Raw genomic sequence first — 25,765 nt, 5'->3', positions numbered from 1 at the left:
GCCATTTCGCCGCACGCCGTAGGCTGACCGAGTGAACGCCAGTGAAACTCCCGATCCGGAACTGCCGACGTTGCGGGATCCGGTACTGGTCGCCGCCTTCGAGGGGTGGAACGACGCCGGTGACGCGGCCAGCGGCGCCGTCGAGCATCTGGAACTGATCTGGGACGCCGAGCCGTTGGCCGAGCTCGACTCCGAGGACTACTACGACTATCAGGTCAACCGGCCGACGGTGCGTCAGGTGGACGGTGTGACCAGGGAAATCCAGTGGCCGTCGACAATGCTGTCGGTCTGCTCGCCGCCCGGCAGCGACCGCGACGTGGTCCTGCTGCGCGGCATCGAACCGAATATGCGCTGGCGCAGCTTCTGCGGCGACCTGCTGGAGTTCATCGAACAGCTCGGGGTGCAGACCGTGGTCATTCTCGGCGCGCTGCTGGCGGACACTCCGCACACCCGCCCGGTGCCGGTGACGGGCTCGGCCTACAGCAAGGAGGCGGCCGAGCGGTTCAACCTGGAACAGACCAGGTACGAGGGTCCGACCGGGATCACCGGCGTGCTGCAGGACCAGTGCGTGAAGGCGGGGGTCCCCGCGGTGTCGTTCTGGGCCGCCGTCCCGCACTATGTCTCCCAGCCGCCCAATCCGAAGGCGACCATCGCGCTGCTGCACCGGGTGGAGGACGTGCTCGACATCGAGGTGCCGCTGGGTGAGCTGCCCAAGCAGGCCGAGGACTGGGAGACCGCGGTGAACGAGATGACCGTGGGCGACGAGGAGATCAGCGAGTACGTGCGCTCGCTGGAGGAGCGCGGCGACGCGGCGGTCGACGTGAACGAGGCGATGGCCAAGATCGACGGCGACGCCATCGCGGCGGAATTCGAGAAGTACCTGCGCAGACGGGGTCCGGGCAGCTTCGGTCTCTGATCGGTTGCGCGGCGGCGCGTTCGGCGCCGCCCGCCGGGTTCACCGGAAGTTCGCCGGGGGGCCACCTCCGGGTCGGAACGACCGCCTCCTACACTTTCGCCGGTGACCGCCCATCCGATCGTCGAGCGTCTGCGCACCTTCGACGAGCGGATCGCCGTCCGGTGCCCCGACCGCGCGGGCGCGAACGGCGGCGACCGGGCCTCGGTCCCCCGGCAGGTGACCTACGCTCGGCTTGCGTCGCTCGTCGAAGCCTTCGCCACCGAACTCGGCCCCGCCCGCCGCCTCGTCGCGCTCGCCGCGCGCAACGATCTCGCCTCGCTCGTCGCCTACCTCGCAGCGCTCGACGCCGGATGCGTCGTCTTGCTGACCGAGCGGATCACTGCGGAGTTGCGGGACGCCTACGACCCGGACGTGCTCATCGAGGACGGACGCACCCGAGTGGTCCGGCAGCACTCGGCGCATCGCCTGCATCCGGATCTCGCGCTGCTGCTGAGCACCTCGGGGTCCACCGGATCGCCCAAGCTGGTCCGGCTGTCGGCGACGAACCTGCGCTCGAACGCGGCGGCCATCGCCGAGTACCTGGCCATCGGACCGGACGACTGCGCGGCCACCACCTTGCCGATGTTCTACTGCTACGGACTGTCGGTGGTGCACAGCCACCTGTGGCGTGGGGCGAGCCTCATGCTCACCGACCAGTCGGTATTGGATACCCAGTTCTGGCACGCCTTCCGGGACTGTCGCGCAACGTCGTTCGCCGCTGTTCCTTACACCATCGATCTGCTCGACCGTATCGGTTTCGCCCGCATGGACCTGCCGCACCTGCGCTATGTCACCCAGGCCGGTGGGCGGCTCGCGCCCGAGCGGGTACGGGAATACGCCGCGCTCGGCCGGGAACGCGGCTGGGAGTTCGTCGTCATGTACGGCCAGACCGAGGCCACCGCCCGGATGGCCTATCTGCCCGCGCATCTGGCCGACGCGCACCCCGACTGCATCGGAATCCCGATCCCGGGCGGTGAATTCACCCTCGAGCCGGTCGAAGAAGCCGACGACGGGGACGAATCGCGCGAACTGGTCTATCGCGGGGCCAATGTGATGATGGGGTACGCGACGTCCGCCGCCGACCTCGCACTCGGCCGTACGGTCGATGCCCTGCGCACCGGCGACCTGGCCCGGCGCACACCCGAGGGCCTGTATCAGGTGGTCGGCAGGCGTAGCCGGTTCGCCAAGATCTTCGGACTGCGCATCGATCTGGAGCGTCTCGAATCCGGGCTCGCGGAGGCCGGTTGCACGGCGTGCTGCACCGACGACGACGCCCACCTCGTCGTCGCCGTGGAGGCCTCCCGGTCCGATCCCACCGAACTCGCCGCCCGGCTGTCCGGGCTGCCCGCAGCCGCCATCCGGGTCCACTCGGTCGGACGAATCCCTCGGCTACCGAACGGCAAACCCGACTACCCCGCTATCCGCCGCTTGGCCGAAGCCGCGCCGCAGGTGCGCGACATCCGCGCCGTCTACGCCACGACGCTCGGCATAGATCCCGCGCGGATCCACCCGGACAGCACGTTCGTCGACCTCGGCGGGAACTCGCTCACCTACGTGACCACCGCGGCACGCCTGGAGCGGGCGCTCGGCCGCCTGCCCACGGACTGGCCGAACACGTCCGTAGCGGAATTGGAACGGATACCGGCGGGGCGGAGGCGTTTCGGGCGCGCGCTCGACACCGGGACGCTGCTGCGCGCGATCGGCATCGCGCTCATCGTGAGCTCGCACGCCGGAGTGTTCGTGCTCTGGGGCGCGGCGCACGTGCTGCTCGGCGTGGCCGGCTTCAACTTCGCCCGGTTCGGCGTCACCGCCGCGCCGCCTGCCGAGCGATGGCGCCACACCATGCGCGCCGTGGGATACATCGCGGTGCCCACGGCGGTCTGGGTCGCGCTGACCCTGACCCGCACCGACTATTACGGCTGGCAGAATGTCCTGTTACTGAACAAGATCCTCGGCCCGCACGACAGCGCCACCGCCGGGCACCTGTGGTTTCTCGAGGTGCTGGTGTATTTCATGCTGGCGGCCGGGCTGCTCATCCGGATTCCCCTGGTGGACCGGTGGCAGCGGGCCGAGCCGTTCTGGTTCGCGATGGCGCTGGTCGCGCTGAGCCTCGTCTTTCGATACCAGGCGTTCGGTCTGTATTCGGCGAAGGATGTTCCGTTCTCTCCGCTGGCGGTGTGGCTGTTCGCGCTCGGCTGGGCGGCGGCGAAGGCGACGTCGATGTGGCAGCGGATGACGGTCAGCGCCGTCGTACTGATCACGGTGCCCGGCTATTTCGGTGTTCCCGAGCGGGAACGGTTGATCATGGCGGGTCTGCTCGCGCTGGTGTGGTTGTCCGCGGTCCGGGTCCCCGGCGTCGTCGCCGTCTGCGCGGCGGTGCTGGCCGACGGCTCGCTGTTCGTCTATCTGTTGCACTGGCAGGTATACCCGCTGTTCGAACAGCACCGGTTGGCGGGGCTGCTCGCTTCCCTGGCAGCGGGTGTACTCGTCACCGGCGCGGTGACCGGGCTGCGACGCTGGGGGTCGGTGCGGTATCGGGCGTTTCGGTCGCGACGGTCAGCTCTCCACGGTCCACACCCGCGCCGCCGCCTCCTGAGCCAGTTTGGCGATCAGGATGTCGCGCGGAATCGTCTGGCCGGCAAAGTGATCGAGTGAGGGAACCACGACATGGTGCGCGTCCGCGCGCTTGAGCTCCGCCGTGAGCTCGGCGAAAGCCGTCCCGTCACCGCCGGTCGATTCATGGAACGTTGCGGCGAAGCACAGCCCTTCCTCCCGGGCGAGGCTGCTCATCGCGGCCTCGAGCTCCTTGCTGTGGCCGTCGGCCAGATCGTCACGCAAGTATCCATAGATCAACGCTTCCACCCGAACCTCCGTTGGATTGGGATCGCTGTTCTCTTATGTGGATCCACCCGTTTTACGGGGTATTTGCGCTTCGTGCAAGAGCAGATGTACTTGCAACTGCTCTTACAGGAGGGGCTGGCAAACTTCTGGCGCCAGTTCAAGCATGCACAACGCGGGCCGGCGAAAGTAGCTGGCAACACACGGACATCTGCCTGCCCTCTTCGGGCCACCGAACGTTAACTGGTGCGATACTACAGACGTGGCCGCTACCGACGATCGACCCGTCTGGGCAGTCCGAATGCGTTCCGAGCGTGACGCGAGGGGGTGGTCGCAAGCCGACGCTGTTCGCGTGATGCGTGGAAAGTCTTCGCACAACCTGCCGACCGACAGTACTCTCCTACGCAACTGGCGCCGTTGGGAATCGGGCGAATCACGCCCCGACGACTTCTACGCGCCCATCATCGCCGCCACCTTCGACACGGTGACCGCGGCGTTCTTTCCCAAGGCCAGGCCGAACCGGGACGACGAATTGCTCTCGGCGACCGGCATGGACACCCTCGAGTTCATCGGACGCCTCCGTATGTCGGATGTGTCCTCGGTGACCCTGGAGGCCATCCGCATCACCGCCGAACGCCTGTGCTGCGAGTACTCCTACGCCGACCCGCACGACCTGCACACCGAGGGCACCGCCTGGCTGCGCAGGATCACCTCGTTGCTGGACGGTCGCCTGACCCTCGCGCAGCATCGCGAGATCCTCGTGCTCGCCGGATGGGTGGCGCTGCTGGTCGGCTGCGTCGACTACGACCTCGGCCGGCGCACCGCCGCGGAGGCGACCCGCCGCGCCGCCCAGTCACTGGCACAGGAGGCGGAGAACATCGAGATCGCCGCATGGGCAGCGGAAATGACCGCATGGTTCGCGCTGACCCAGGGCAACTACCGCGGCGTCATCGAGACCGTTCAGCCGACGCTGGAAGTAAGCCAGCATCTGCGCGTCGGTGTGCAGCTCGCCGCCCAGCGCGCCAAAGCGTGGGCGCGGCTGGGCAATCCGCGCGAGGTGGAAGCGGCGCTCGACGAGGGCCGAGCTATCTTGCAGCGACTCGATCATCCGGCGAATCTGGACAACCATTTCGTCATCGACGCGAACAAGTTCGACTTCTACGCGATGGACTGCTGCCGGGTCGCGGGCGAGGATCGGCTCGCCGAAACCTACGCGCGGGAAGTGATCCGCAACGCCACCCGCCCGGACGGCAGCGTGCGCAATCCGATGCGGGTCTCCGAAGCGCATCTGACCCTGGCCGTGGTCGCGGTGCGCGACCGTGACCTGGAACTAGCGGTGACCGAGGGCATGCGCGCGTTCGCGGGCAGCAGGCGGTCGGTGCCCTCGCTGATGTGGATCGCGGGGGAAGTCGCGCGCGAGATCATCGAGCGGTTCCCCGGTGACCCGCGCACCCGCGCGTACCTGGATCAGTTGCGTTCGTTGTCCGTCGAGTGAGCCGACCTGCGCCGCGGTCGCGGCGAACGGTGACGAACCGGACGCGGCCACGCCGGACTCCGGAACGTCGTGCGGGTGGCGATCGGCCCGCTACTACCCTGTTCCCGGTGACCGACTCCGATGACGGCTGGGCCGACGCCCACTGGGACGACCGGCTGCGGCTGTTCTCCTTCGCCACCGCCGAGCGCCGCGCCGATTACCTCCGGGTGCTGCGCGCGTTCGACGGCGCGCGGGCGGCCTACGTGGTGCTGTTGCACGCCGACGACGTCGCGGAGTGGATCGAGCGCATCGGGAACACGCCGCACCCGGCCGAGCCGGTCGGCACAAACCAACCGGTCGCGAATACCGGGGTGGATTCGGCGCAGGCGCGTACCCGTCCACCCGAGGGCGAGCCGGAAACCGCTGCGCCGGACCCGTCCCCGGCGGCTGTCGGCCGGACCGCGGCGCCGCTGACCGCCGCGGAGATCGGCCCGCTGCTCGACCAGCTGCACCAGTGGGGCGTGCTGGAGCGCAGTTACGACGGAACCCGCGCCGCGACGCTGGCCGAATACCGCAATCGGCACTACGTGTACCAGTTCTCCCAGGCCGGTTTCCAGGCCTACCAGGCAGTCGCCGGGGTGCTCAGCGCCCGTCTCGACGAAGCATCGCTGTCGCGCTTGGTGCTGCCGGAGCTGCTGGCCGATCTGCACACTTTGGCCGAGGTCAACCGGGCGGGCGACGCCGAGCGCGTCTACCGCACGCTGCGCCGTCTCGACACCGCGCTGTCGGACCTGGCCGCGCGCGCCGCGCACTTCTATCTGGGACTCGGCGACCTGGTCCGCACCACGGAGATCACGCCGGAATCGTTTCTCGCGCACAAGGACGCGCTGCTGGCGCACATGCGGGAATTCAGCCTCGACCTGGCCCGGTTCACCCCCCGGCTGGCCGCGGCGATCGCCGAGATCGAGGAGACCGGCGTCGAGGACCTGATCGTCCGCGCGGCGCGCTGCGACGAGCGGGTGCTGCTGAGCGTCGAGGAACGCCGGTCGGATTGGCAGGCCAGGTGGGACGGACTGCGGACCTGGTTCGTGGCCTCCGGCGGCGGTGACCAGGCGGGGGCGACGGAAGCCGAACGGCTGCGCGAGGCCACCATGAGCGCCATCGCCGCGGTGCTGTCGTTGCTGCGGCGGGTCACCGAGACGCGCCGCGGCGGGGTCAGCCGGGAGTCGGCGCTGCGGCATCTGGCCGGCTGGTTCACCGCGGCGCCCACCGTGGACAGCGCCCACGCGCTGTTCGACGCGGTGTTCGGGCTCGGCAAACCGCGGCACCTGGCGATGGAGCACCCGGACGCCGACGTGATCCCGGCGATTCGATCCTGGTGGGACGCACCGCCGTTGGAGATCTCGCGCACGCTCGCCGAGACCGGGCGCCCGCCCTCGGCCGGGGCGCCCGCCCGTATCCACCGCAACGACGCGGGCATCCGGCGTCTGCGCGAGGCGCAGTTGGACGCGCAGCGGGCCCGCGCCGAGGCCGCCAGGTCGCTGGCCTCCGGCGACGTGCACGAACGTGTGCTCGACGACCGGGAGACCGAAGTGCTGCTGCGGCTGCTGGACGCCGCCTCGACCGCGTGGGTTCCGGTGCGGGGCCGGGTGGCGGGCACCACCGGTTCCGACAGCGGCGTCACCCTGACGGTGTCCGAGCACGACGGTCCGACCGTCGTGCGCACCACCCGCGGGCTGCTGCGATTGAACAACCGCTCGCTGAAGATCGAGCAGACGACCGGGGCACGGTCACGCCCGCACGGGGAGCGGCCCTGATGCACGCACGCACCATCGATGCGCTCACGCTGGACAATTATCAACGCGCCGCCCGGGTGATCCTGGCCAATCACCTGGTGACCCGCACCTATCCGGACCGGATCGCACTGCCGCTGATCCGCCGCTGGGCCACCGAGTTGCGCGAGGACCTGGCCGAATTGTTCGGCTACCGACTGGAAGTCACCGAGACCACCGCGCGGGTCTTCCCGGTCATCGACCGCTTGGACGCGGGCAGGCCCGCACGCACACCTGCCGAGCGAGTCTTCGACCGCCGCCGCTACGCCTACCTCGCCCTCGCGCTCGCCGCGCTGGGGCGCGCCGGGGATCAGATCACGCTGTCGGAGCTGGCCGATCAGGTCGCCGCCTACGCCAACCGGGTGGATGGACTGGAACTGGCCACCGACCGGGCCGCCGACCGCGACGCGTTCGTCGACGCGGTGGGCTGGCTGACCGTCCGCGGCGCGCTCAGCCTGGCCGACGGCGACGCCGGCGGCTGGGCCAGCGATCCGGAGGCGGGCGAGGCGCTCTACGACATCGACCGGCCGGTGGTCTTCGCGCTGTTCCGGCCGCCCCGCGCGCTGCAACATCTGCACGGTGTGCGCGGGTTGCTCACCGAAGAGCCCATGGTCGCCGGAGCTTCCGCGCACGCGACGACCACCGCCGAGATCGCGCGGCGGGTGCGCAGGGCGCTGGTCGAGCAGCCGGTGGTGTACGCCGACGATCTCGCGCCCGAGGAGCGTCCGGTGCTCGCTCAGGAGCGGGTAGTCGCGGAAGTCGAGCTGTTCACCGGGCTGCGCGCCGAACGCCGCGCGGAGGGCGTGGCGCTGATCGACACCTCGGGACGGCTGTCGGACGTCCGCTTTCCGGGGACCGGGACGCTCGCGCAGGTCGCCTTGCTGCTGGCCGGCGAGATCGCCGACCGCGTGCTCGACATCGATCACCCGGTGCCGCGCCGCCGCGCCGTCCCGGAGACGGATGCCGCGCTCGCCGGCCAGCTCGACGAAGCCATCCCCGAATCCACGCTGTTCGCGCCGCTCGCCGAGCCGGATTCGACCCGCTCCGAACCCGACCCGGCGACCGACGCCCCGGAGCAGCCGGATCCGGCTGTCGCATCCGGCTATCCCCTGATCGATCAGGCATGGCTGGACGAGACGGTGCGGGCGCTGGCCGATCGCTACGGCACGACCTTCGCCGCGCAATGGCAGGCCGACGTTGCGCGTCTCACCACCGAGGTGGTGGCGCTGCTGCAACGGCTGCGGCTGGTCCGGGTGGTCGAGGACGGACTGCTCGTGCTGCCCGCACTGGCCCGCTACCGTGGCGCGGTCGTCACCGTCCGCACCAAGCGGGCCGCGGAACTGTTCGTCACCGCGGCCGACACCTACGGGCCCGGCGGCGCCGGGACGGAAGGGAACTGACGAATGTCGCTCATTCACGGCGGAGTGCGGTTCACCCCGACCCGCGCCGGGATCGTCAACCTGTGGGACTACCGCGACCAGGAGTTCTGTTTCGCGGACGGCAGATTGGTGCTGCGCGGGCCGAACGGATCGGGCAAGACCAAGGCTCTGGAGGTGCTGTTCCCGTTCGTCCTGGACGGACGGATCGAGCCGCGCAGGCTGAACCCGTTCGCCGGCGAGGAACGCACGATGAAGTCGAACCTGCTCTACCGCAAGCAGGACTCGGCCTACTCCTATGTCTGGATGGAGTTCGCGCGCGGTCGCTGGGAGGATCCCGAGGCGGTCACCGTCGGCATCGGCATGCGCGCCACCCGATCCTCGGACAAGGTGACCCGCTGGTATTTCGTCGCCGACGGCCGGGTGGGGATCGACTTCTCCCTGATCGGCCCGGACGATCGCCCGTTCACCCGCAAGCAGTTGGCCGAGCAGATCGGCTCCGACTCGATCGTCGACCGGCCGGTGGACTATCGCAACGCGATCGACGCGCGCATGTTCGGCCTCGGAGCGCAACGCTACGACCAGCTGATCAATCTGATCCTCACGCTGCGCCGCCCGCAGCTGGCCAAGAACCTGGACCCGCGCGGCCTGTCGCAGGCGCTCACCGACGGCCTGCGCCCGCTCGACGAGCAATTGATCCTCGACGCCGCCCGCTCGTTCAGCGATATGGAGGAGGTCGGCCGCACCCTGGAGGGTCTCGTGCACGCCGACACGGCGACCAGGGCGTTCGTCGAGGTGTATCGCAAATACCTTGCGGTGCAAGCCAAGACGGATGTCGACCAGGTGCGGGCGCGGCTCGACGCGGTGACCCACGCGAGCACCGCGCTGTTCGCCGCCACGGCGCTGCGCGAGCGCAGGGAGACCGAGCGCGCCGCGGCGGAGGCGAGAGCCGAGGACGCCGACCGAGCCTACGAGCAGGCCATCGCCGATCGGGAGAACCTCCAACGTTCCAGCGCCTACGAGGGCAAACAGCAGCTCGAGGATCTCGCCGACGCGGTGCGACGGCTGGAGACCTCGGCCGGTGTGCACGCCGACAAGGCGCTCAAGTCCCGCCAGACCCTCGACCAGCGGACCCAGGAGGCCGAGCGCGCGCGCACCGCGCTGCGCACCGCCGCCGCCGCGCTCGCCCGCGGCGAGGACGACCTGCGCGCCGCCGCCGAGGAAGCGGGGATCGCGTGGACGCCGCTGCCGGAGTCGGCGCGGGCCGAGCAGCTCACCGCGGCGGTGCGCGGGCACGCCGAGGAGCGCGACGCCGACGTGCGCGCCGTGCGCAAGGCGGTGGGCGCGGTGGACACGGCCGCCGCCGAACGCACCAGGGCCGAGCGGCTGGCCGAGCGCGCGCGGGAACTGCGGGACGCCGCCGCGGCGGAGGTCGCCCACGCCGAAGCGGCGGTCGGCTTGGCCCGCTCCGAGGCGGCGGCCGCGTTGCGGGCTTGGTGGGACGAGCACCGCGCGATCTACACCCCCGTACGCACCGGACTGTTGGAAGCGCTGAATTCGGCGCTGGCCGAGGCCGGTTCGGATGCCCCCACGGTGGCCGAGGTGCTGGCCGAACGCACCGAACCCCTGCTCGAGGAGATCCGCACCCGCCGCCGAGAGGCTCGCGCGGCGGTGGCCGCGGCCACCGCGCGCATCGAGGAACTGACCGCCGAACTCGAGCGAGTCGCGGCCCGGCGGGACGACGCGCCGCCGGCCTTCGCGGGCCGCTGCGGCCGGACCGGTGACCGGCCCGGCGCCGCGCTGTGGCGGCTGGTGCGCTTCGCCGAGGAGGTGCCACCCGAGACCGCGGCAGGCATCGAGGCCGCGTTGCAGGCCGCGAATCTGCTGGACGCCTGGGTCTGCCCGGAAGGCGAGCTGCCGCCGGACTACGAATCCGATCAGTTCCTGGTCCCGCTGCCCGAATCGGAACGCCCGACCGGTCGCACGCTCGCCGACGTACTGGTCGTGGAAGACGATTCGGACACGCTGGCGGTGCCACGGCAGGTGGTGGCCGGTGTGCTCGCTTCCATCGCTCTGCACGAGGGCGCGGGCGAGCCCAGCGGTGTGGTGGCGATCGGAGTGAACGGGGCGTTCCGGCAGGGCGTGCAGATCGGCCGCCACCGCAAGACCGACGCCGAGTTCATCGGCGCCACCGCGCGCGCCAGGCGCCGCGAGATCCGCTCGGCCGAGTTGACCGCGGCTGTGGCGGCCGCCGAGCAGGACCGCGCCGCCGCCGAACAGCAGGAGGCCGCCGCCGACGCCGAACTGGCCCGAATCTCCGCCGCCGCCAAGGCGCTCGCGCGCCCGACCGCGGTGACCGCCGCATTGCGCGCGGTGTCGGAGGCCGCGGGCGTGCTGCGATCGCGCGCGGAGGCCGCCACCCAGGCCGAGCGCGATCTCGACCAGGCGGTCGCGGAAGTGTCGGCCGCGGAGAAGAAACTGCGCGCGGCCGCCACCGCACACCGCACGCCGCGCACCGCCAGGGAGATCGACGCGCTGGCCGCGGCCATCCGGCATTTCGAGAACACGGGCACGGGATTGCTGCGGCTGCGCGGCGACCACGAACGCGAACGGGAGCGCGAACGCGAGGCCGACGACCGCTTGACCGAGGCCGCCGACCTGGCCGAGGCGTTCGCGGAGGAGGCCGAGGCCGCGCGCACCGGATACGAGGAGCAGCTGCGCAAGCTCGAGACCCTGCGCGAGGCGCTCGGCGCGGGCGCCGCCGACATCGACCGGGAGTTGGAGCAGGCCCGGCAGCGGATCGAGGCGACCAAGGCCGAGCAGAAGGCCGCGCGCAAGGCCGCCAACCAGGCCATCGAGGCGGTCGGCGACGCCGAGGCCGCCTACCGCACCGCGCACGAGTCGCTGGCCACCGCGCTCACCGAGGTGTTGGCCGAGGTGCGAGCCCTCGCGCCGTACGCCCAGCCGGATCTGCTGACGCTGCTCGGCGCCCCCGCCGACGGACGCTGGCCGAGCAGCGACGCCGCGTGGTCGACGCCCGAGCAACTGCTGTACCGGATCGCGACGGCAGGGCCGGAGGCGACACCGGTGGTGCTGCCCGACGAAGTCGCCGCGCTGTTCGGCAACCTCAGCGCGGCCACCGCAGCGGTGCGCGCGAGCGAGGCGACCCGCAAGTCCACGCGCACAGCGGTGACGGCGGCGTTGCAGGAGTTCGACGCGGCGTTGGCCGGGTCGGGCCGCGACTACCGGCTGCAGTGGGACGCCGCCGACGGCTTGACCGTCGTCCAGGTGCACGACGAGCACGGGGTCTCCGCACTGGCCGACTTCGCCGCGCGCATCGACGCCGCGCGCCGCGATCAGGAACTGCTGCTCACCGACGCCGAGCGGCGCATCCTCGAAGACGCCCTGCTCACCGGCCTGGCCCAGCAGATCCACGAACGCACCAGCGACGCACGCGATCTCATCGCCAGGATGGGCGCGGAGATGAAGCAGCGGCGGATGTCGTCGGGCAACACCATCGGCGTGCACTGGGTGCTCGCCGACAGCCTGTCCGACGCGGCGCGGGCGATGTGCAAGCTGCTCGACCGGGATGCCTCGGCGCTGACGGCGGAGGATCTGGCGGCGATCCGTGCGCATTTCGCCGCCGAGATCAGGGCGGCACGGGCCGCGCACCCGGAGCGCTCCTACCCCGAGATCCTTGCCACGACCCTGGACTACCGCACCTGGCGGGTGTTCTCGTTCACCTTGATCTCCGCCGACGGCAGCGAGGACAAGCTCACCGTGGCCAGGCACAGCGCGCTGTCCGGCGGTGAGCAGTCGGTGTCGCTGCACCTGCCGCTGTTCGCCGCGGCGCACGTCATGCTCGATTCGGCCGATCCGCAGGCCCCGCGCCTGCTGGCGCTGGACGAGGCGTTCGCCGGTGTCGACGACAACGGCCGCAGCGAATTGCTCGGCCTGAGCGTGCAATTCGACCTCGACCTGTTCATGACCGGCTACGACCTGTGGATCACCTACCCGCATGTCCCGGCCTGCGCACACTACGACCTGGCGCACTCCGCGGCGGAGAACACCGTCAGCGCGACCCTGCTGGTGTGGGACAGCGGCGACCTGCTCGCCGAACACGACGGCACCGATCTGACCACCGCGCTCGGCTCCCCCGATCGCCGCAGGCTGCCCACCACGATCGAAGGCGCGCTGGAACTCACACCGGTGACCTAGCAGTTGTCTGGGGCGGGTAGCTCACCGGCACACTCCGGCACGTCGCGCCGGGCCGGGCCGTCATGGCGGCCTCATCGCCCCCACGGCTGGCCCAGCGGGAGCAGCGATCGGCGCGCTCGCATCCGCACCGGGCTGCCGATTGCGTTCTTACCGAACCGGCCCGGTCACCGCACGCTGGCGTCGGGCAGCATGGGCGGGCACGCTGTGCCAGGCACGGTTTGCAGTTCGAAGTGCCACCATTCGTTCTCGAACGATCGGCACAGCCCCCAGCGGTAGCCGTTCGCCTCGAGCCAGTTCGCGCCCTGCTGTGGACCGACGTCGATGGCGTCGCCGGACACGTGCGTGGACTCCTCCGGCGGCAGCACCCAGCGACGCGCGTTGTCCGGCCCGTAGGTCGCCACACCGTCCTCCCACAGCGCCTGCTGCTCGGCGGGCGTCCGGTATCCGGACGTGATGGACAGCGGCACTCCCTGCGCGTGCGCCTCGCGTTCGGCCAAGGTGTACGCCAGCGCCAGCGCGGGATCGAGCCCCTCCGTCCCGGTCGCCGAGCCGACCGACTCGCGCCGCTCGATGACGGTCGTATCGGCCCGCGCCTCCCCCGCCGAGATACCAGCCGTGATCAGCGCAGGAAGCGCCGCTACCGATAGTCCCACCGCGATCCGGCTCCGCCCAGCATTCCCAAGCACCATGCGCCGATGCTATCGCCTGCGATCACGTATGCCGGGTATGCCCCGATCCCACATGGGCGGCGGAGGTGTTCCTACGGTGTCGACGCATGACTTCACCGGTGACTCACACTGGTCGCACAAGTCGTCGCCGCACGTGTGCCCGGCTCGGCAACACGGACGCGCGGGACTGTCGAGTGAATGCGGCGATCGTGTCCTTCACGAGTCCGCGGCAGTGCGCGCCGAGGCCCTTCGGTTCGCCTTTGCTCCGATCACTCCCCCGCGTCCGGTGTCGAACGTCACCCCGTTGTCCACGCCCGAATCGGCGAACACCGAGGGCAGCGACGACAACGGGCCATGGCTTGCAGCGGGCGCGACGTCCACACGACAGCCGCTGCACCGATCGGCGCCATGTGGACAACCGCGAGCGAATTCCACAGAAAACTCCACAACTTGGGATAATGCCAATCTGATATGTCCGTTATGCCCTCAATTGCCCTTGGGCAGCAAACATTTCGCTCTGCCTGGAACGAATGATGTCCACAATCTGTGCACGTGCTGTGGATCACAGCCACACACGGTCTGTCATCAATCCTGAATCAGCCGTCGATAAGCGGCTTTTGAGCGATTTGCGCCGGATCGAAGCTTGCCGACGCGATGAGATCGAATCGCCGCGAAGAGCTTTCGCGTAGCGATGCGTCCCTTTCGGTCTGTATGTCGCACCTTTCCGGGACTCGGCAAACGGACGCACTGCGCGAATCTCCCCCGCCCGCCGCACGGCGAACGATCCGAAGTCTCAGAACGCACTGCGGGCGGCCGGCGCTCGTGCCGCCAGCCGCCCGCAGGTGGGGTGGATCATCCACAGATGTCGGGAATTTCACATTCGCTCCCCAGTCATGTGAAGACCGGCCGCACCACACGGCACGGTCCTCCGATCACATCCCGGGCGGACCTCCCAGCGCGCTCGGACGCGGCCGAGGCGAGGTCATCGGTACGCCTGCTCGGCGAATCCACTCCGCCGCTTCCCTGTTCCGCGCGATTCGCTCCAGGATCTCCCCGTCGTGCGCCCGGGCGTACGCGAGCGCCACCCTGATCTTGCTCGCGTGCAGATCCGCCTTCGCGCTCAGCACGGCGATGCGGCGCTCCACCGGACCGTCCAACTCCCGCAGGCGCGCAACGACTTCCCAGACCTCGGGACCGGCCGTCAGCGCGGCCCGCCGGTCGTGCAGCGGACCGCGGAAGACGATTCCGGGGTGGTCGAGCTGGTCGACGCCTTCCTGGATCAGGCGATCGAGCAATGCGGTACAGCTGGTTCCCTCGCGGGCAGCGCGATCGGCCAACCGGGAGGCGGCCGACTCGGTGATACACAACGCCGTCGGTACTGGTCTGGACGTGCTCATAGCTCTCCTCGACCTGCATCGGTGCCGGATCAACGATGTTCTCCGCTAAGCGTGCCCGCTGCGACGGCGCCGCCGCCCCGGTGATCGGGGTGACATCGTCATGTCCTGGCCTGCCGAGGCAGGCCAGGAGGCCGGCTCAGACGCGCTCTTTGGAGCGGGTGCGCACGCGCAGCGCGATCGGCTTCTGCGTTTCGGCGAAGAAGTCGTTGCCCTTGTCGTCGACGACGATGAACGCGGGGAAGTCCTCGACCTCGATCTTCCAGACGGCTTCCATGCCCAGTTCGGGGTACTCGAGCACCTCGACCGACTTGATGCAGTCCAGGGCCAGCCGGGCGGCGGGCCCGCCGATGGAACCGAGGTAGAAGCCGCCGTGCTCCTTGCACGCCTTGGTGACCTGCGCGGAGCGGTTGCCCTTGGCGAGCATGACGAACGAACCGCCCGCCGCCTGGAACTGGTCGACGTAGGAGTCCATCCGGCCCGCGGTGGTCGGCCCGAAGGAACCGGACGCGTAACCCTCCGGCGTCTTGGCCGGGCCCGCGTAGTAGACGGCCATGTCGCGCAGATAGTCCGGCATCGGCTCGCCCGCGTCCAGCCGCTCCTTGATCTTGGCGTGCGCGATGTCACGGGCGACGACCAGCGGACCGGTCAGCGAAAGCCTGGTCTTCACCGGGTATTTGGACAATTCGGCACGGATCTCGTCCATCGGCCGGTTCAGGTCGATGCGCACCACGTCGCCGCCGAGGATGGCGTCGGTCTGCTCGGGCAGGTACTGCGCGGGCTCGCGCTCGAGCTGCTCGAGGAACACGCCTTCGGCGGTGATCTTGGCCAGCGCCTGCCGGTCCGCCGAGCAGGACACGGCGATGGCCACCGGGCAGCTGGCGCCGTGCCGGGGCAGGCGCACGACCCGCACGTCGTGGCAGAAGTACTTGCCGCCGAACTGCGCGCCGATGCCGAAGGACTGGGTCAGCTTGAAGACCTCCTCCTCCAGTTCCAGATCGCGGAAGGCGTGCGCCGACAACGAGCCCTCGGTGGGCAGATTGTCCAGGTAGTGCGCGGAAGCGTATTTCGCCGTCTTCAACGCGAACTCGGCGCTGGTGCCGCCGATGACGACCGCGAGGTGGTACGGTGGGCAGGCCGCGGTGCCGAGCGAGCGGATCTTCTCGTCCAAGAACTCCAGCATCCGCGTGGGATTCAGGATGGCCTTGGTCTCCTGGTACAGAAACGACTTGTTCGCCGACCCGCCGCCCTTGGCCATGAACAGGAACTTGTAGGCGGGGTTGGCCGGATCGCCCGCGGTGGAGTACAGCTCGACCTGCGCGGGGAGGTTGGAGCCGGTGTTCTTCTCCTCCCACATGGTGATCGGCGCGAGCTGCGAGTACCGCAGATTCAGCTTGGTGTAGGCGTCGAACACGCCCCTGCTGATCCATTCCGCGTCGTCGGCGCCGGTCAGCACGCCTTCGGACTTCTTGCCCATCACGATCGCGGTGCCGGTGTCCTGGCACATCGGCAGGATGCCGCCCGCGGAGATGTTGACGTTCTTGAGCAGGTCGAGCGCGACGAAGCGGTCGTTGCCGCTGGACTCGGGATCGTCGATGATCTTGCGCAACTGGCCGAGATGCGCAGGACGCAGGAAGTGACTGATGTCGTGCATCGCCGTTTCGGTGAGCAGCCGCAGCGCCTCCGGTTCGACCTGCAGGAAGGTGCGCCCGTTGTGCTCGAACGTGCTGACGCCCTCGGTCGTGAGCAAACGGTAGGGGGTGTCGTCCGCGCCGATGGGCAGCAGGTCTGAATAACGGAACTCCGGCGCGGTCACCAGTCGCACTCCTTCGAACGGGCCCGAACACCGCGAACGGCCGGGCTGGTCACGAGCACAGCGAGCCTAGCCACCGGCGCGAACGCCCTACTGGTTAGGCAACCCTATCTCGGACAGTTGGCCAGCAAAGGTTGCACGTTCAACCCCGGTGATGCTACCTCTCGTCTGGTGAGAAAGCGCCCGGACGTCCGAGTCCGGCCGCGCGCGGACCGTTCCCGCGCCGCACCTCGCGGCGCGTGACGTTCCGGTACAAGTCGGAGTTTGGAGCGCTGTCGTGACCGATCCCCATTGGCTCGACGACGTCGAGATGCGCGCCTGGCTGGGCTTCGTGCGCACCCGCGACCTCATCGCCGCGGCGGTCGGGCGGGATTCCACCAGGGAGTCCAACCTCACCTACGTCGAATACTCGGTGCTGGCCTATCTGGCCGAGTCGCCGGACCACCGGCTGACCTTCGCCGACCTCGCGGCGAAGCTCGAGTGGTCGCAGAGCAGGCTGTCGCACCAGATCACCCGGATGGAGAAACGCGAACTGGTCGTGCGCGAACCCATCCCCGACGACGCCCGCCGCACCGCCGCCAAACTCACCCCGCGCGGCGCCGACGTGCTCACCGACGCCGCGCCCGCGCACGTGCAGAGCGTGCGCAGGCACATGATCGACATCCTCGATCGCCAGCAGCTGGCCGCCTTGGCCGACATCTACGACACCTTGCTGGCGCACCACCGGCGCGCGGCGGCCGAGCACTGAACTCAGGCGTGCGTGGCCGTGTGATCGACGGGATCGCTTGCCGCGGCGGCGTTTTCGGGCAACCCGAGCGCTCGCTCGAAGCCCGGTGGCACCACCACGTCCGAACGGTCCAGGTCGGTGACGCGCGTCTTACGCAGGCCGAGCAGCGCAGAATCTATGCCGCCGCGCAGGATGTCGAGCACGTTCTCCACACCCGCCTGCCCGTTCGCGGCCAGGCCCCACAGATAGGCGCGCCCGATCAGCACCGCGCGCGCACCCAGTGCCACGGCTTTCACCACGTCGCTGCCGCGCCGGATGCCGCCGTCGAGCAACACCTCGACCTGCGAGCCCACCGCGTCCGCCAGCACCGGCAACGCCCGGATCGCGGCCGGCGTGCCGTCGAGATTGTTGCCGCCATGGTTGGACACCGAGATCGCCGCCACGCCCGCGTCCACCGCCCGCAGCGCGTCGTCGACCCGCATCACGCCCTTGAGCAACACCGGCCCTTCCCACTGCTCGCAGATCCAGCGCACGTCCGCCCAATCCGGCGCCGGCGTGCCCATCCATTCGCCGTAGGCGCCGAAGAAGCCGGGTGCGGGTGCGTCGCCGATGGCCATGTTGGGCGCGGTCAGATCCGGGATGCTGCCCGACCGCACATAGGTCGCCAGCCAGCGGGGACGCGCCAGGGTCTGCGGGGCGAACTTCAGCATCGTGCGCAGATCCAGCTTCTCCGGGATGACCGGGCTGCCCCAGTCCCGCCCGTGCGAGAAGGACCAGTCCAGCGTCAGGATCAGCCCGACCGCGCCCGCCCGCTTCGCCCGGTCCATTCGCCGCAGGATCTCGTCCTTGCCGCCGCACCAGTACAACTGGAAGAACGTCGCCGGGTTGGCCGCGATCACCTCTTCGATCGGCTTGCTGGCGAACGAGCTCAGGCCCATCGCGATGCCCCGCGCCGCGGCCGCGCGGGCGACGGCGACCTCGCCGTCGGGATGCACCGCCTGCACACCCGTCGGCGAGATCAGCACCGGCATCGAAAGCTGCTGTCCCAGTACCGTCGTGGACTGGTCGCGCTCTCCGATCGGACCCGCCACGTGCGGCGCGAAACCCAGTTCGGTGAAGGCCCGCTGATTGTCCTCGATGGTCTGGCCGCGCTCGGAGCCCGCGATCAGCGCGCCGTACACCGACTTCGGCAGGCGCTTCTTCGCCCGCCGCTGCGCTTCGGCGACGGTCTCGAACCACGGATTCATGTTCCGGTCCTTTCCGGGGAGTTCTCCGGCCACCACAGCCGGGTTCGGTCGAGCAGGTCGGCGCTCAGGTGATCGAGCAGGGCGGCGCCCTCGGCGGCGGTCGCGCCGGCCGGGTCGCCGAGCACGCCGTTGGCGCTGACCGCGCGCACCCCGCCGCTGCGCAACAGCGGCAGCAGTTCGGCCAGCGGACGGGTGTCCCCGGCCGCGGCGCGGTCACCGCGCACGCGCTCCGGCGCGAGGGCCAGTTGCAGCGCCGTCTCCGACCGGCCCGCGTGCGGGTCGCCGTCGAAGCGCGGCAGGTACAGGCGCACGTCGCGGGATTCGGCGCGCAGCAGATCCGTCGCCCGCCGCAGCGGTTCGATGTTGCCGCCGTGCCAGTTGACCAGCAGGATCCGTTCGAAGGTCTCGGTCGCCGAGCGGCACAGCTCGACCACCAGCAGTTCCAGCGCCGCCTGCCCGATCGACAGCGTGCCGGGAAAACCCGCGTGCTCGCCGCTGGCGCCGTACGGGATCGCCGGTGCGACGAGCACGTCCGCGCGCGCCGCGGCCAGCCGGGCGCACAACGCCGCGGCCACGTCGGTGTCGGTGGACAGCGGCAGATGCGGGCCGTGCTGCTCGGTCGCGCCGACCGCGACGGCCAGGATCGCACCCGCTTCGGCGCGCGCGCCCGCGTCGGGCCAGGTGAGATCCGTCAACATGCGGCGACATTATCGTCAGTCACTGACAAAATCAAGAGTCGCGGCGGCCGAGCACAATCGAACAATGCTGGAGAACCGGGCCACGCGCGGCCGCCCACGCGGCACGACCAAACGCGAACTCGAACTGATCGCCATGCGACTGTTCAGCGAGCAGGGCTTCGACGAGACCACCGTCGAGCAGATCGCCGCCGCGGCGGGCATCAGCGGACGCACCTTCTTCCGGTACTTCCCCACCAAGGCGGAGGTGCTGTGGGCGCAGTTCGACGACGAGGTCGCCGCGCTGCGCGCCGCGTTCGCGACCGTCCCCGACGACGTTCCGATGATGACCGCGGTGCGCCGAGTCGTGGTGGAGGCCAACAAGTATCGCGCCGAGGACGTGCCGGAATTGCGCACCCGCATGCAGCTGGTGGCGACCGTTCCCGCGCTGGCCGCCACCGCGGGCGCGCACTACGACGCCTGGGAGCGCGCCGTGAGCGCGTTCGCGGCGGGCCGGCTCGGCGAACCGGAGGACGGGCTCATCCCGCTCGCGGTCGGCCGGACCACGCTTGCGGCGGCGCGCGCCGCGTTCGACGCCTGGCTGGCCCGCGCGGACGCGGACCTCACGGTGTATTTGGAGGAGGCGCTCGCAGCGCTGGAACGCGGGTTCGCTACGGTGCCGTGAGGTATTCCCGCACTCGAACTTCAGGCGAACAACCGGCAGGTTTCGGCGGCGAGTCGGGTGGGGTATGACTAGGCTCGGAATCGGCACGCGCCGAACGCACAGATCCCGACTGAACCGTCGAAAGGGGCAGGAGTCCATGTCCGAGGTGTCCATGAGCCTTTCGGCGGATTCCCTGACCGCGGGACCGATCGACCAATTGCTTCCGCAACTCGTCGAGCATCTGCGCCAGAACCGCACCGCGCTGCGTGAGGAGTGGGCGCGCCGCATCGCCGACGCCCAGCTGCTCACCGCGATGACCCCGGAGGAGATCTTCTCCGAGGCCACCTCGATCTACGACGGCTACGTCGACGTGCTCGAGACCGGTAGCGTCGAAGCGCTGCAGGCCTACGCCCGCGACCTGTCCGAACGCATCATCCCGAGAGGCGTCGAGACCGACGAGGTCATCGGCATCGTGCTGTTGCTGCGCGACGTGCTCGCCCGCAGCCTCTTCGAGAAGTATCAGTCGGACTTCGAGCTGCTCAACAAGGTGCTCGACGCCTACGAACCGGCGGCCAACCGCATCGCCAACACCGTGACCGTGTCGTTCGTGCAGGAGCGCGAGCGCGTCATCCGCCAGCAGCAGGAAGCCATCCGCGAGCTGTCCACGCCGGTGCTGCAGGTGCGTGAGCAGCTGTTGATCCTGCCCATCATCGGCGTGCTCGACAGCCAGCGCGCCCGCCAGCTCACCGAGCAGCTGCTGCGCGCCATCCGGGCCAACCGCGCGAAGGTCGTCGTCATCGACATCACCGGTGTGCCGCAGATCGACTCCACCGTGGCCAACCACCTGGTGCAGACCGTCGACGCGTCGGGTCTGATGGGCGCGAACGTGATCATCACCGGTTTGTCCTCGGAGATCGCCCTCACCCTGGTCACCATCGGCTTGGATCTGTCGAAGATGAACGCGGTCGGCGACCTGCAGGGCGGTATCGAGGAAGCGGAACGACTGTTGGGCTACGAGGTTTCCCGCGTCACCGAACGGGTTACCGAACGCGACGGCCGCTGATCAGGCGCGCCCATGCCGGTTCCGATTCTCAAACAAGGGACGTATCTCATCGCGTCGGTGCAGTCCGCGCTGACCGATGCCGACACCGAGCGTCTGCAGGACGACCTGATGAAACAGGTCAGCAAATACCGGGCGCACGGCATCATCGTCGATGTCACCGCGATCGACGTGATGGATTCGTTCGCCGCGAGATCGTTGCGTACCATCGCGCACATGACGCAGCTGCGCGGCGCCGAAACGGTGATCGTCGGTCTGCAACCGGAAGTCGCGTTCGCCATGGTGCAGCTCGGTCTCACCTTCGAGGACATGCACACCGCCCTCGATCTGGAAGAGGGGCTCGCCTGGTTGGACCGCAAGATCCCAGCCCGTCGCCAGCGAGACGGTCGTGACAGTGGCCGCTGAGAACGTGGTGATCGCGGTCAGGGTGTCCGGGGACATCGTGACCGCACGTCAAGCCGGACGCGAACTGGCAGCGAAACTCGGATTCACCCTGACCGACCGCACGATGATCTCCACGGCGATCTCCGAGATCGCCCGCAACATCACCAGTTACGCGGGCAGCGGCGAGATCCGTCTGCTCGTCGACGACCGGGAGGGTCGTCAAGCCCTGGTGGTGCAGGCCGAGGATCAGGGGCCCGGCATCATCGATATCGCCAGGGCACTGGAGGACGGCTACTCCACCGGACGCGGGCTCGGGCTGGGTCTGCCCGGCGCCCGGCGGTTGATGGACCGGCTGACCGTGGATTCTGCGCCGGGTCGCGGCACGCTGGTGGAGATGTGGAAGTGGGTACCGAACGGTGCATGAGGACGGGTTCATCGGCCGGATCGAGTGGGCGGTGGCCGGACGCGCACTGCCCGGTCAACAGGTCTCCGGTGACCGCGGCGTCGTCCTCGACGCCGGTGGCGGCACCGTCCTGTTCGCGGTCCTCGACGGGCTCGGGCACGGCGCCGCCGCGGCGGACGCGGCCGATCGCGCCGCGCGGGTGCTGTCGGAGAACCGCGCCGAACCGCTGGACGTGCTGATGGTGCTGTGCCATCGGGCGATGGCCGACACCCGGGGGGCGGCGATCTCGCTGGCGCTGTTCGACGAAGGCGACACGGTGCGCTGGCTCGGCGTCGGCAATGTCGAATCCCAGGTGCTGACCGCGGGTCCGGCGGGCAGCCTGCGGGTGCACGCCACCGTCCTGCTGACCGCTGGCATCGTCGGTTACCGCCTTCCGGCCAACCTGCAGCCGCAGTCGGTCGCGGTCCGTCCCGGTGATCTGCTGCTGATGTCCACCGACGGCATCGTCACCGAATCGGCTTCCGCCATCGACCTTTCCAAGTCCACCGCCGACATCACCGCCGATATGCTGGCCCGGCACGCCAAGGACACCGACGACGCGCTCGTGCTCGCCGCGCGGCACCGTGGCGCGGGAGGGGCGGCCAGATGAGCGCCCTGCTGGCCGACTTCCTGGACGACTACGCCGATGCGCTACGGCGGCACATGGATTCGCCCACCCAGGCCGGTCTGGCCGAGGGATACGAGCTGGGCAGGCGCGCCCTGGTCGAAGGCATCAGCCTGCTCGACCTCACGGAGAACCACTTCCGCGTGGTCCAAGACGCGGAGGAACGGCAGCAGAAGGAGGCGGCAGCCGAGGGCGGCGAACCCGCGGCACGCCTGCCGGAGACGGCGCTGGAATTCCTGTTGCAGACGCTCGTCCCGCTGGACATCGCCACCCGAGGCTATCTCGACGGCACCCGCCGCTACGAGCAGCAGCGTTCCCGCGCCGACGATCTCGCCGGACGCGACGCGTTCCGCACCGCGCTGGTGGAGTCGCTGCAGGACGGCTTCTTCGTCGCCGACGCGCAGGGCACCATCATCGAGGTCAACACCGCTTTCGGCGCCTTGACCGGCTACGGAGCGGCGGGTGTCCCCTATCCGCTGCCGCATCCGTGGTCGAGTCCGGAGGGTCCGCGCTATCCCGATCTCGGTACCGAGGCACAGCGCTTCGTCATCCCGATCCGCCACCGCGACGGGCGCAACGTGTGGCTCGCCGTGAGCACCAGCGCCCTGATCAAGCCCGAGGGAAACGAGCGGATCTTCGTCGGAACCCTCCGCGACATCACCGCCGAACACGACGCGCAGGCGCGCGACCAGGCGGCCTCCCGGCTCGCCACCGCCGTCGGGGCGGCCACCAGCGTGGTCGAAGTGCTCGCCGTCGGTCTCGACGAGCTGCGCCGCACGGTGGGCGCGGAAACCGCGGTGGTTGCCGTGTGGCCCAGCCGCAACGCGGTGCCGGAGGTGTACGTCTCGGGCACCGGCGCCGACAGCACTTCGCACAACGGCGCCGCGTCGCTGGACGACGCCTCGCGCGCCCTGCTGGAGCGCGCCAGACGCAGGCCGCCGCGCAGCCTGCTGGCGCTTCCCGACGGAGCCGAGAGTTCCGAGGGCATCGTCGCTCCGCTCGGCGAGACCGGCGACGCGGCGGTGTGGTTGCGGTTCGCGGCGCCACGGGCGATCAGCGCCGCGGACTGGACGCTGTTCTCCTTGCTGATCGGTCACCTCAGCCTCGCCGTGCAACGGGCGCGCAACTTCGACCAGGCTCGCGCCACCTCGCTGACCCTGCAGCGCGCCATGCTCGGCCCGATCGATCTGCCGCCGCGTTTCTCGGTGCACTACGAGCCCGCGCTGCCGCCGCTGGAGATCGGCGGCGACTGGTACGACGTGGTGCCGCTGCGCGACGGCACCATCGGCGTGGTGGTCGGCGACTGCGTCGGCCGTGGGTTGTCGGCCGCGGTCGTGATGGGCCAGTTGCGGACCGCGGCCCGCGCGCTGCTGCTGCGCGGCGCGGGCCCGGCGCAGCTGCTCGCCGAACTCGACACCGTCGCCGCGCGCATCCCCGGCGCCATGTGCACCACCGTCTGCGCCGCCGTGCTCGACCCGGTGCGCGGTCTGGTGCGCTACAGCAGCGCCGGGCACATGCCGCCGATCCTGGCCGACGTCGCCAGGACCGGCCGGCTACTGGAAGGCGGGCGCTCGGTGCCGCTGGCGACCTTCGATACGCCGCGCCGACCGGAGGCCACCACGGCGCTGACACCGGGCTCGACCTTGGTGCTGTTCACCGACGGTCTGGTCGAGCAGCGCGGCGTCGACATCGACGACGGGTTCGCCAAGATCGCCGCGGTGCTCGCCGACACCTCGGGGCGGCTGCCGCGCGAAGTGGCCGACGCGGTGCTGTCGCGCCTGCGGCCGTCCGCCGGCTACGACGACGACGTCGCCATGGTGGTCTACCGCCAGCCGCCCGCGCCGCTGCGGCTGGACGTGCCCGCGCGCGCGGACGAACTCGCGGTGCTGCGCCGCACGCTCAAGGGCTGGCTGGCCGCCGCGGCGGTGCCGCACGACCTGGCCGCCGATCTGGTCGCCGCGGCCAACGAGGCGTGCAGCAACAGCATCGAGCACGCCTACCGCAACGACGACAACGGGCGGGTGCGGATGTCCGCCACCTGCGATATCGACACCGTCGTCATCGTGGTCACCGACACCGGCGACTGGAAGCCGCGGGCCTCCGATCCCGGGTATCGCGGCCGCGGTATCGACATGATGCGCGCGCTGACCGAGGAACTCGACATCGACCACTCGGAATCGGGCACGACCGTGCGGATGTCGGTGACCCTGCCCGCGATCACCTTCCCCGTCGCCAATCCGTTGCGCGGAACGAACCGCCGCGTCTGACCACTCGCCCTGCGGTGATCGCAGCGGCGGGCCGGACTCCGTAGATCCGGTACTGCATGCCCCGATAGGGATTCCCCGATTCCGCCCATTCGCTGACGATCATGCAGAACGCGCCGTCGAACCTGCTGTCGGGGTGGACATAACACCCGTACAGGCGCGGCACGATATCCGGACCACCCGGCGCCCAGAACGACCCTTTCACCGGCCGATAGGTCCAGGCTGTGCGCCAGTTGTCGGTGATTCTCGCGGCGACCTTGACGAAGGCTCCGTAGGCCCCGGCATCGAACCCCGACATCACCCAATTGCCCTGGATGCGGCGCAATCCGATCTCGCCGAGCTTCGTGCCGTCGGCCAGGATGCCGAAGCGCGGATCGCCGCCGGGATCGCGGCCCCAGCCCCAGTCCTGCCCGTTCCAGCCCCATCCTTGCCAGGCCGCCGGGTCGACGAGCGCGGCATGGCTCTCGCGTACCCGCCACAGCAGCATGTTCTTGTTCCTGGCCAGCCCGCCGGTGGAGATGACGTAGACGTAGCCGTCGCCACCGCGTTCCCAGGAGATCATCGTGCGTTTTCCGCCGTAGGCGCTGGTCGACCACCGGACGCCGGTGTCGGTCCAGCTGTCGCCGTTGTCGTCGGAATAGCGGATCTCGCACCATCGCTCGTTCGCCAAGCCTTGGGTGACCATCACCCACAGATAGATCCGGCCGCCGATCGTGAGGGCGTCGCAGGGCAGCACCGTGGAGTACTCCGGATTGTCGTGCACGTAGTCCCATAGTTGCCGGGCGTTCCGCGCCGCCGACCGGAATTCGATCGGTGCGGACATGTCGTGGGTGCCGCTGCGCAACAGCATCGGCGCACGCCAGTTGGGCCCGCCCACCGCGGGTTCGGTGCCGGAGAAGGTATCGCCGAGCAGGTATCCGATCTCACCGCTCGGCATGCGGAAGGGAATGAACAGATCCGAGCCGCCGATGTCGGCCATCGGAAGGGGGTTCAGGTTCTTGATCTTGGGCATCGCCGGATCCCGTCGATTCTGGAGCGTCGCTGATAGATCGGCTCGTGAGGATCACCGCGAGGTGTGCACGGGCTACTTCACCAGTATCGGCCGAAGAT

The 25,765-nt window shown here is 69.8% G+C and carries 20 protein-coding genes; 13 read left to right on the top strand and 7 right to left on the bottom strand.

Annotation, left to right across the window (positions count from 1 at the left end; translation table 11 throughout):
- The first annotated feature begins 31 nt into the window (after positions 1-31).
- Both ACWDMM_RS15130 and ACWDMM_RS15125 read left to right on the top strand, forming a co-directional pair.
- Complete coding sequence (locus ACWDMM_RS15130) at positions 32-916, top strand: PAC2 family protein (protein ID WP_039798445.1); 885 nt, start codon at positions 32-34, stop codon at positions 914-916.
- A 102-nt stretch (positions 917-1,018) separates the two neighbouring features.
- Positions 1,019-3,610, top strand: coding sequence for an AMP-binding protein (locus ACWDMM_RS15125; RefSeq protein WP_449937865.1), 2,592 nt, complete (start codon positions 1,019-1,021; stop codon positions 3,608-3,610).
- On the opposite strand, the gene ACWDMM_RS15120 is transcribed toward ACWDMM_RS15125, so the two are convergent.
- A complete protein-coding gene (locus ACWDMM_RS15120; RefSeq protein ID WP_083887588.1) occupies positions 3,512-3,817 on the bottom strand; it encodes a hypothetical protein in 306 nt (101 codons plus the stop codon). The genes ACWDMM_RS15125 and ACWDMM_RS15120 overlap by 99 nt on opposite strands.
- 331 nt (positions 3,818-4,148) lie before the next feature.
- On the opposite strand from ACWDMM_RS15120, the gene ACWDMM_RS15115 reads away from it, so the two are divergent.
- The 4 genes from ACWDMM_RS15115 to ACWDMM_RS15100 all read left to right on the top strand — a co-directional run bounded on the left by ACWDMM_RS15115 (position 4,149) and on the right by ACWDMM_RS15100 (position 12,693).
- A complete protein-coding gene (locus tag ACWDMM_RS15115) occupies positions 4,149-5,288 on the top strand; it encodes an XRE family transcriptional regulator (RefSeq protein WP_195080070.1) in 1,140 nt (379 codons plus the stop codon).
- Between the two features lie 155 nt (positions 5,289-5,443).
- Positions 5,444-7,084, top strand: a complete 1,641-nt coding sequence (locus ACWDMM_RS15110; protein ID WP_449937900.1) for a TIGR02677 family protein — start codon at positions 5,444-5,446, stop codon at positions 7,082-7,084.
- A complete protein-coding gene (locus tag ACWDMM_RS15105) occupies positions 7,084-8,499 on the top strand; it encodes a TIGR02678 family protein (RefSeq protein WP_357105740.1) in 1,416 nt (471 codons plus the stop codon). Before ACWDMM_RS15110 ends, ACWDMM_RS15105 begins: the two co-directional genes overlap by 1 nt.
- Positions 8,500-8,502: 3 nt before the next feature.
- Positions 8,503-12,693 carry a TIGR02680 family protein gene (locus ACWDMM_RS15100; protein WP_449937862.1) on the top strand — a complete coding sequence of 1,397 codons (4,191 nt, stop codon included), beginning with the start codon at positions 8,503-8,505 and terminating at the stop codon, positions 12,691-12,693.
- Between the two features lie 164 nt (positions 12,694-12,857).
- On the opposite strand, the gene ACWDMM_RS15095 is transcribed toward ACWDMM_RS15100, so the two are convergent.
- From ACWDMM_RS15095 to ACWDMM_RS15085, 3 genes are all read right to left on the bottom strand, one after another.
- The gene (locus tag ACWDMM_RS15095; protein ID WP_195080073.1) at positions 12,858-13,382 is read right to left on the bottom strand and encodes a M15 family metallopeptidase; all 525 of its coding nucleotides are present in this window, start codon (positions 13,380-13,382) and stop codon (positions 12,858-12,860) included.
- Between the two features lie 911 nt (positions 13,383-14,293).
- Complete coding sequence (locus ACWDMM_RS15090; protein WP_323123995.1) at positions 14,294-14,758, bottom strand: hypothetical protein; 465 nt, start codon at positions 14,756-14,758, stop codon at positions 14,294-14,296.
- Between the two features lie 136 nt (positions 14,759-14,894).
- Positions 14,895-16,571 (bottom strand): fumarate hydratase, encoded by a 1,677-nt coding sequence (locus ACWDMM_RS15085; RefSeq protein WP_449937859.1) that lies wholly within the window; start codon positions 16,569-16,571, stop codon positions 14,895-14,897.
- A 274-nt stretch (positions 16,572-16,845) separates the two neighbouring features.
- On the opposite strand from ACWDMM_RS15085, the gene ACWDMM_RS15080 reads away from it, so the two are divergent.
- A complete protein-coding gene (locus tag ACWDMM_RS15080) occupies positions 16,846-17,316 on the top strand; it encodes a MarR family winged helix-turn-helix transcriptional regulator (RefSeq protein WP_195080075.1) in 471 nt (156 codons plus the stop codon).
- A 2-nt stretch (positions 17,317-17,318) separates the two neighbouring features.
- Here the strand turns inward: ACWDMM_RS15080 and mftD are convergent, their stop codons facing one another.
- Positions 17,319-18,542 (bottom strand): pre-mycofactocin synthase MftD, encoded by a 1,224-nt coding sequence (gene mftD, locus ACWDMM_RS15075; RefSeq protein ID WP_195080076.1) that lies wholly within the window; start codon positions 18,540-18,542, stop codon positions 17,319-17,321.
- Positions 18,539-19,240 (bottom strand): mycofactocin biosynthesis peptidyl-dipeptidase MftE, encoded by a 702-nt coding sequence (gene mftE, locus ACWDMM_RS15070; protein WP_195080077.1) that lies wholly within the window; start codon positions 19,238-19,240, stop codon positions 18,539-18,541. The genes mftD and mftE overlap by 4 nt, the downstream gene beginning before the upstream one ends.
- Positions 19,241-19,304: 64 nt before the next feature.
- Here mftE and mftR point away from each other — a divergent pair, with 64 nt between their 5' ends.
- The 6 genes from mftR (at position 19,305) to ACWDMM_RS15040 (ending at position 24,658) form a co-directional block, all read left to right on the top strand.
- A complete protein-coding gene (gene mftR, locus ACWDMM_RS15065) occupies positions 19,305-19,901 on the top strand; it encodes a mycofactocin system transcriptional regulator (protein WP_195080078.1) in 597 nt (198 codons plus the stop codon).
- Positions 19,902-20,037: 136 nt separating this feature from the next.
- Entirely contained in the window at positions 20,038-20,943 is a 906-nt protein-coding gene (locus ACWDMM_RS15060) for an STAS domain-containing protein (protein ID WP_039798458.1), read from the top strand.
- Between the two features lie 12 nt (positions 20,944-20,955).
- Positions 20,956-21,345 (top strand): STAS domain-containing protein, encoded by a 390-nt coding sequence (locus ACWDMM_RS15055; RefSeq protein ID WP_039798459.1) that lies wholly within the window; start codon positions 20,956-20,958, stop codon positions 21,343-21,345.
- On the top strand, positions 21,335-21,748 hold the full coding sequence (locus ACWDMM_RS15050; protein WP_051020806.1) for an ATP-binding protein: 414 nt from the start codon (positions 21,335-21,337) through the stop codon (positions 21,746-21,748). The genes ACWDMM_RS15055 and ACWDMM_RS15050 overlap by 11 nt, the downstream gene beginning before the upstream one ends.
- The gene (locus tag ACWDMM_RS15045) at positions 21,741-22,376 is read left to right on the top strand and encodes a SpoIIE family protein phosphatase (protein WP_195080079.1); all 636 of its coding nucleotides are present in this window, start codon (positions 21,741-21,743) and stop codon (positions 22,374-22,376) included. Before ACWDMM_RS15050 ends, ACWDMM_RS15045 begins: the two co-directional genes overlap by 8 nt.
- The gene (locus tag ACWDMM_RS15040) at positions 22,373-24,658 is read left to right on the top strand and encodes a SpoIIE family protein phosphatase (protein ID WP_195080080.1); all 2,286 of its coding nucleotides are present in this window, start codon (positions 22,373-22,375) and stop codon (positions 24,656-24,658) included. The genes ACWDMM_RS15045 and ACWDMM_RS15040 overlap by 4 nt, the downstream gene beginning before the upstream one ends.
- Here ACWDMM_RS15040 and ACWDMM_RS15035 read toward each other — a convergent pair.
- On the bottom strand, positions 24,609-25,667 hold the full coding sequence (locus ACWDMM_RS15035) for a DUF4185 domain-containing protein (RefSeq protein ID WP_195080081.1): 1,059 nt from the start codon (positions 25,665-25,667) through the stop codon (positions 24,609-24,611). The genes ACWDMM_RS15040 and ACWDMM_RS15035 overlap by 50 nt on opposite strands.
- Positions 25,668-25,765 lie beyond the last annotated feature (98 nt).

This window comes from Nocardia sp. NPDC003726 (assembly GCF_053586955.1).
Note: the sequence above shows the minus strand (reverse complement) of the source record. Positions and strands in the feature narration are given on the sequence as shown.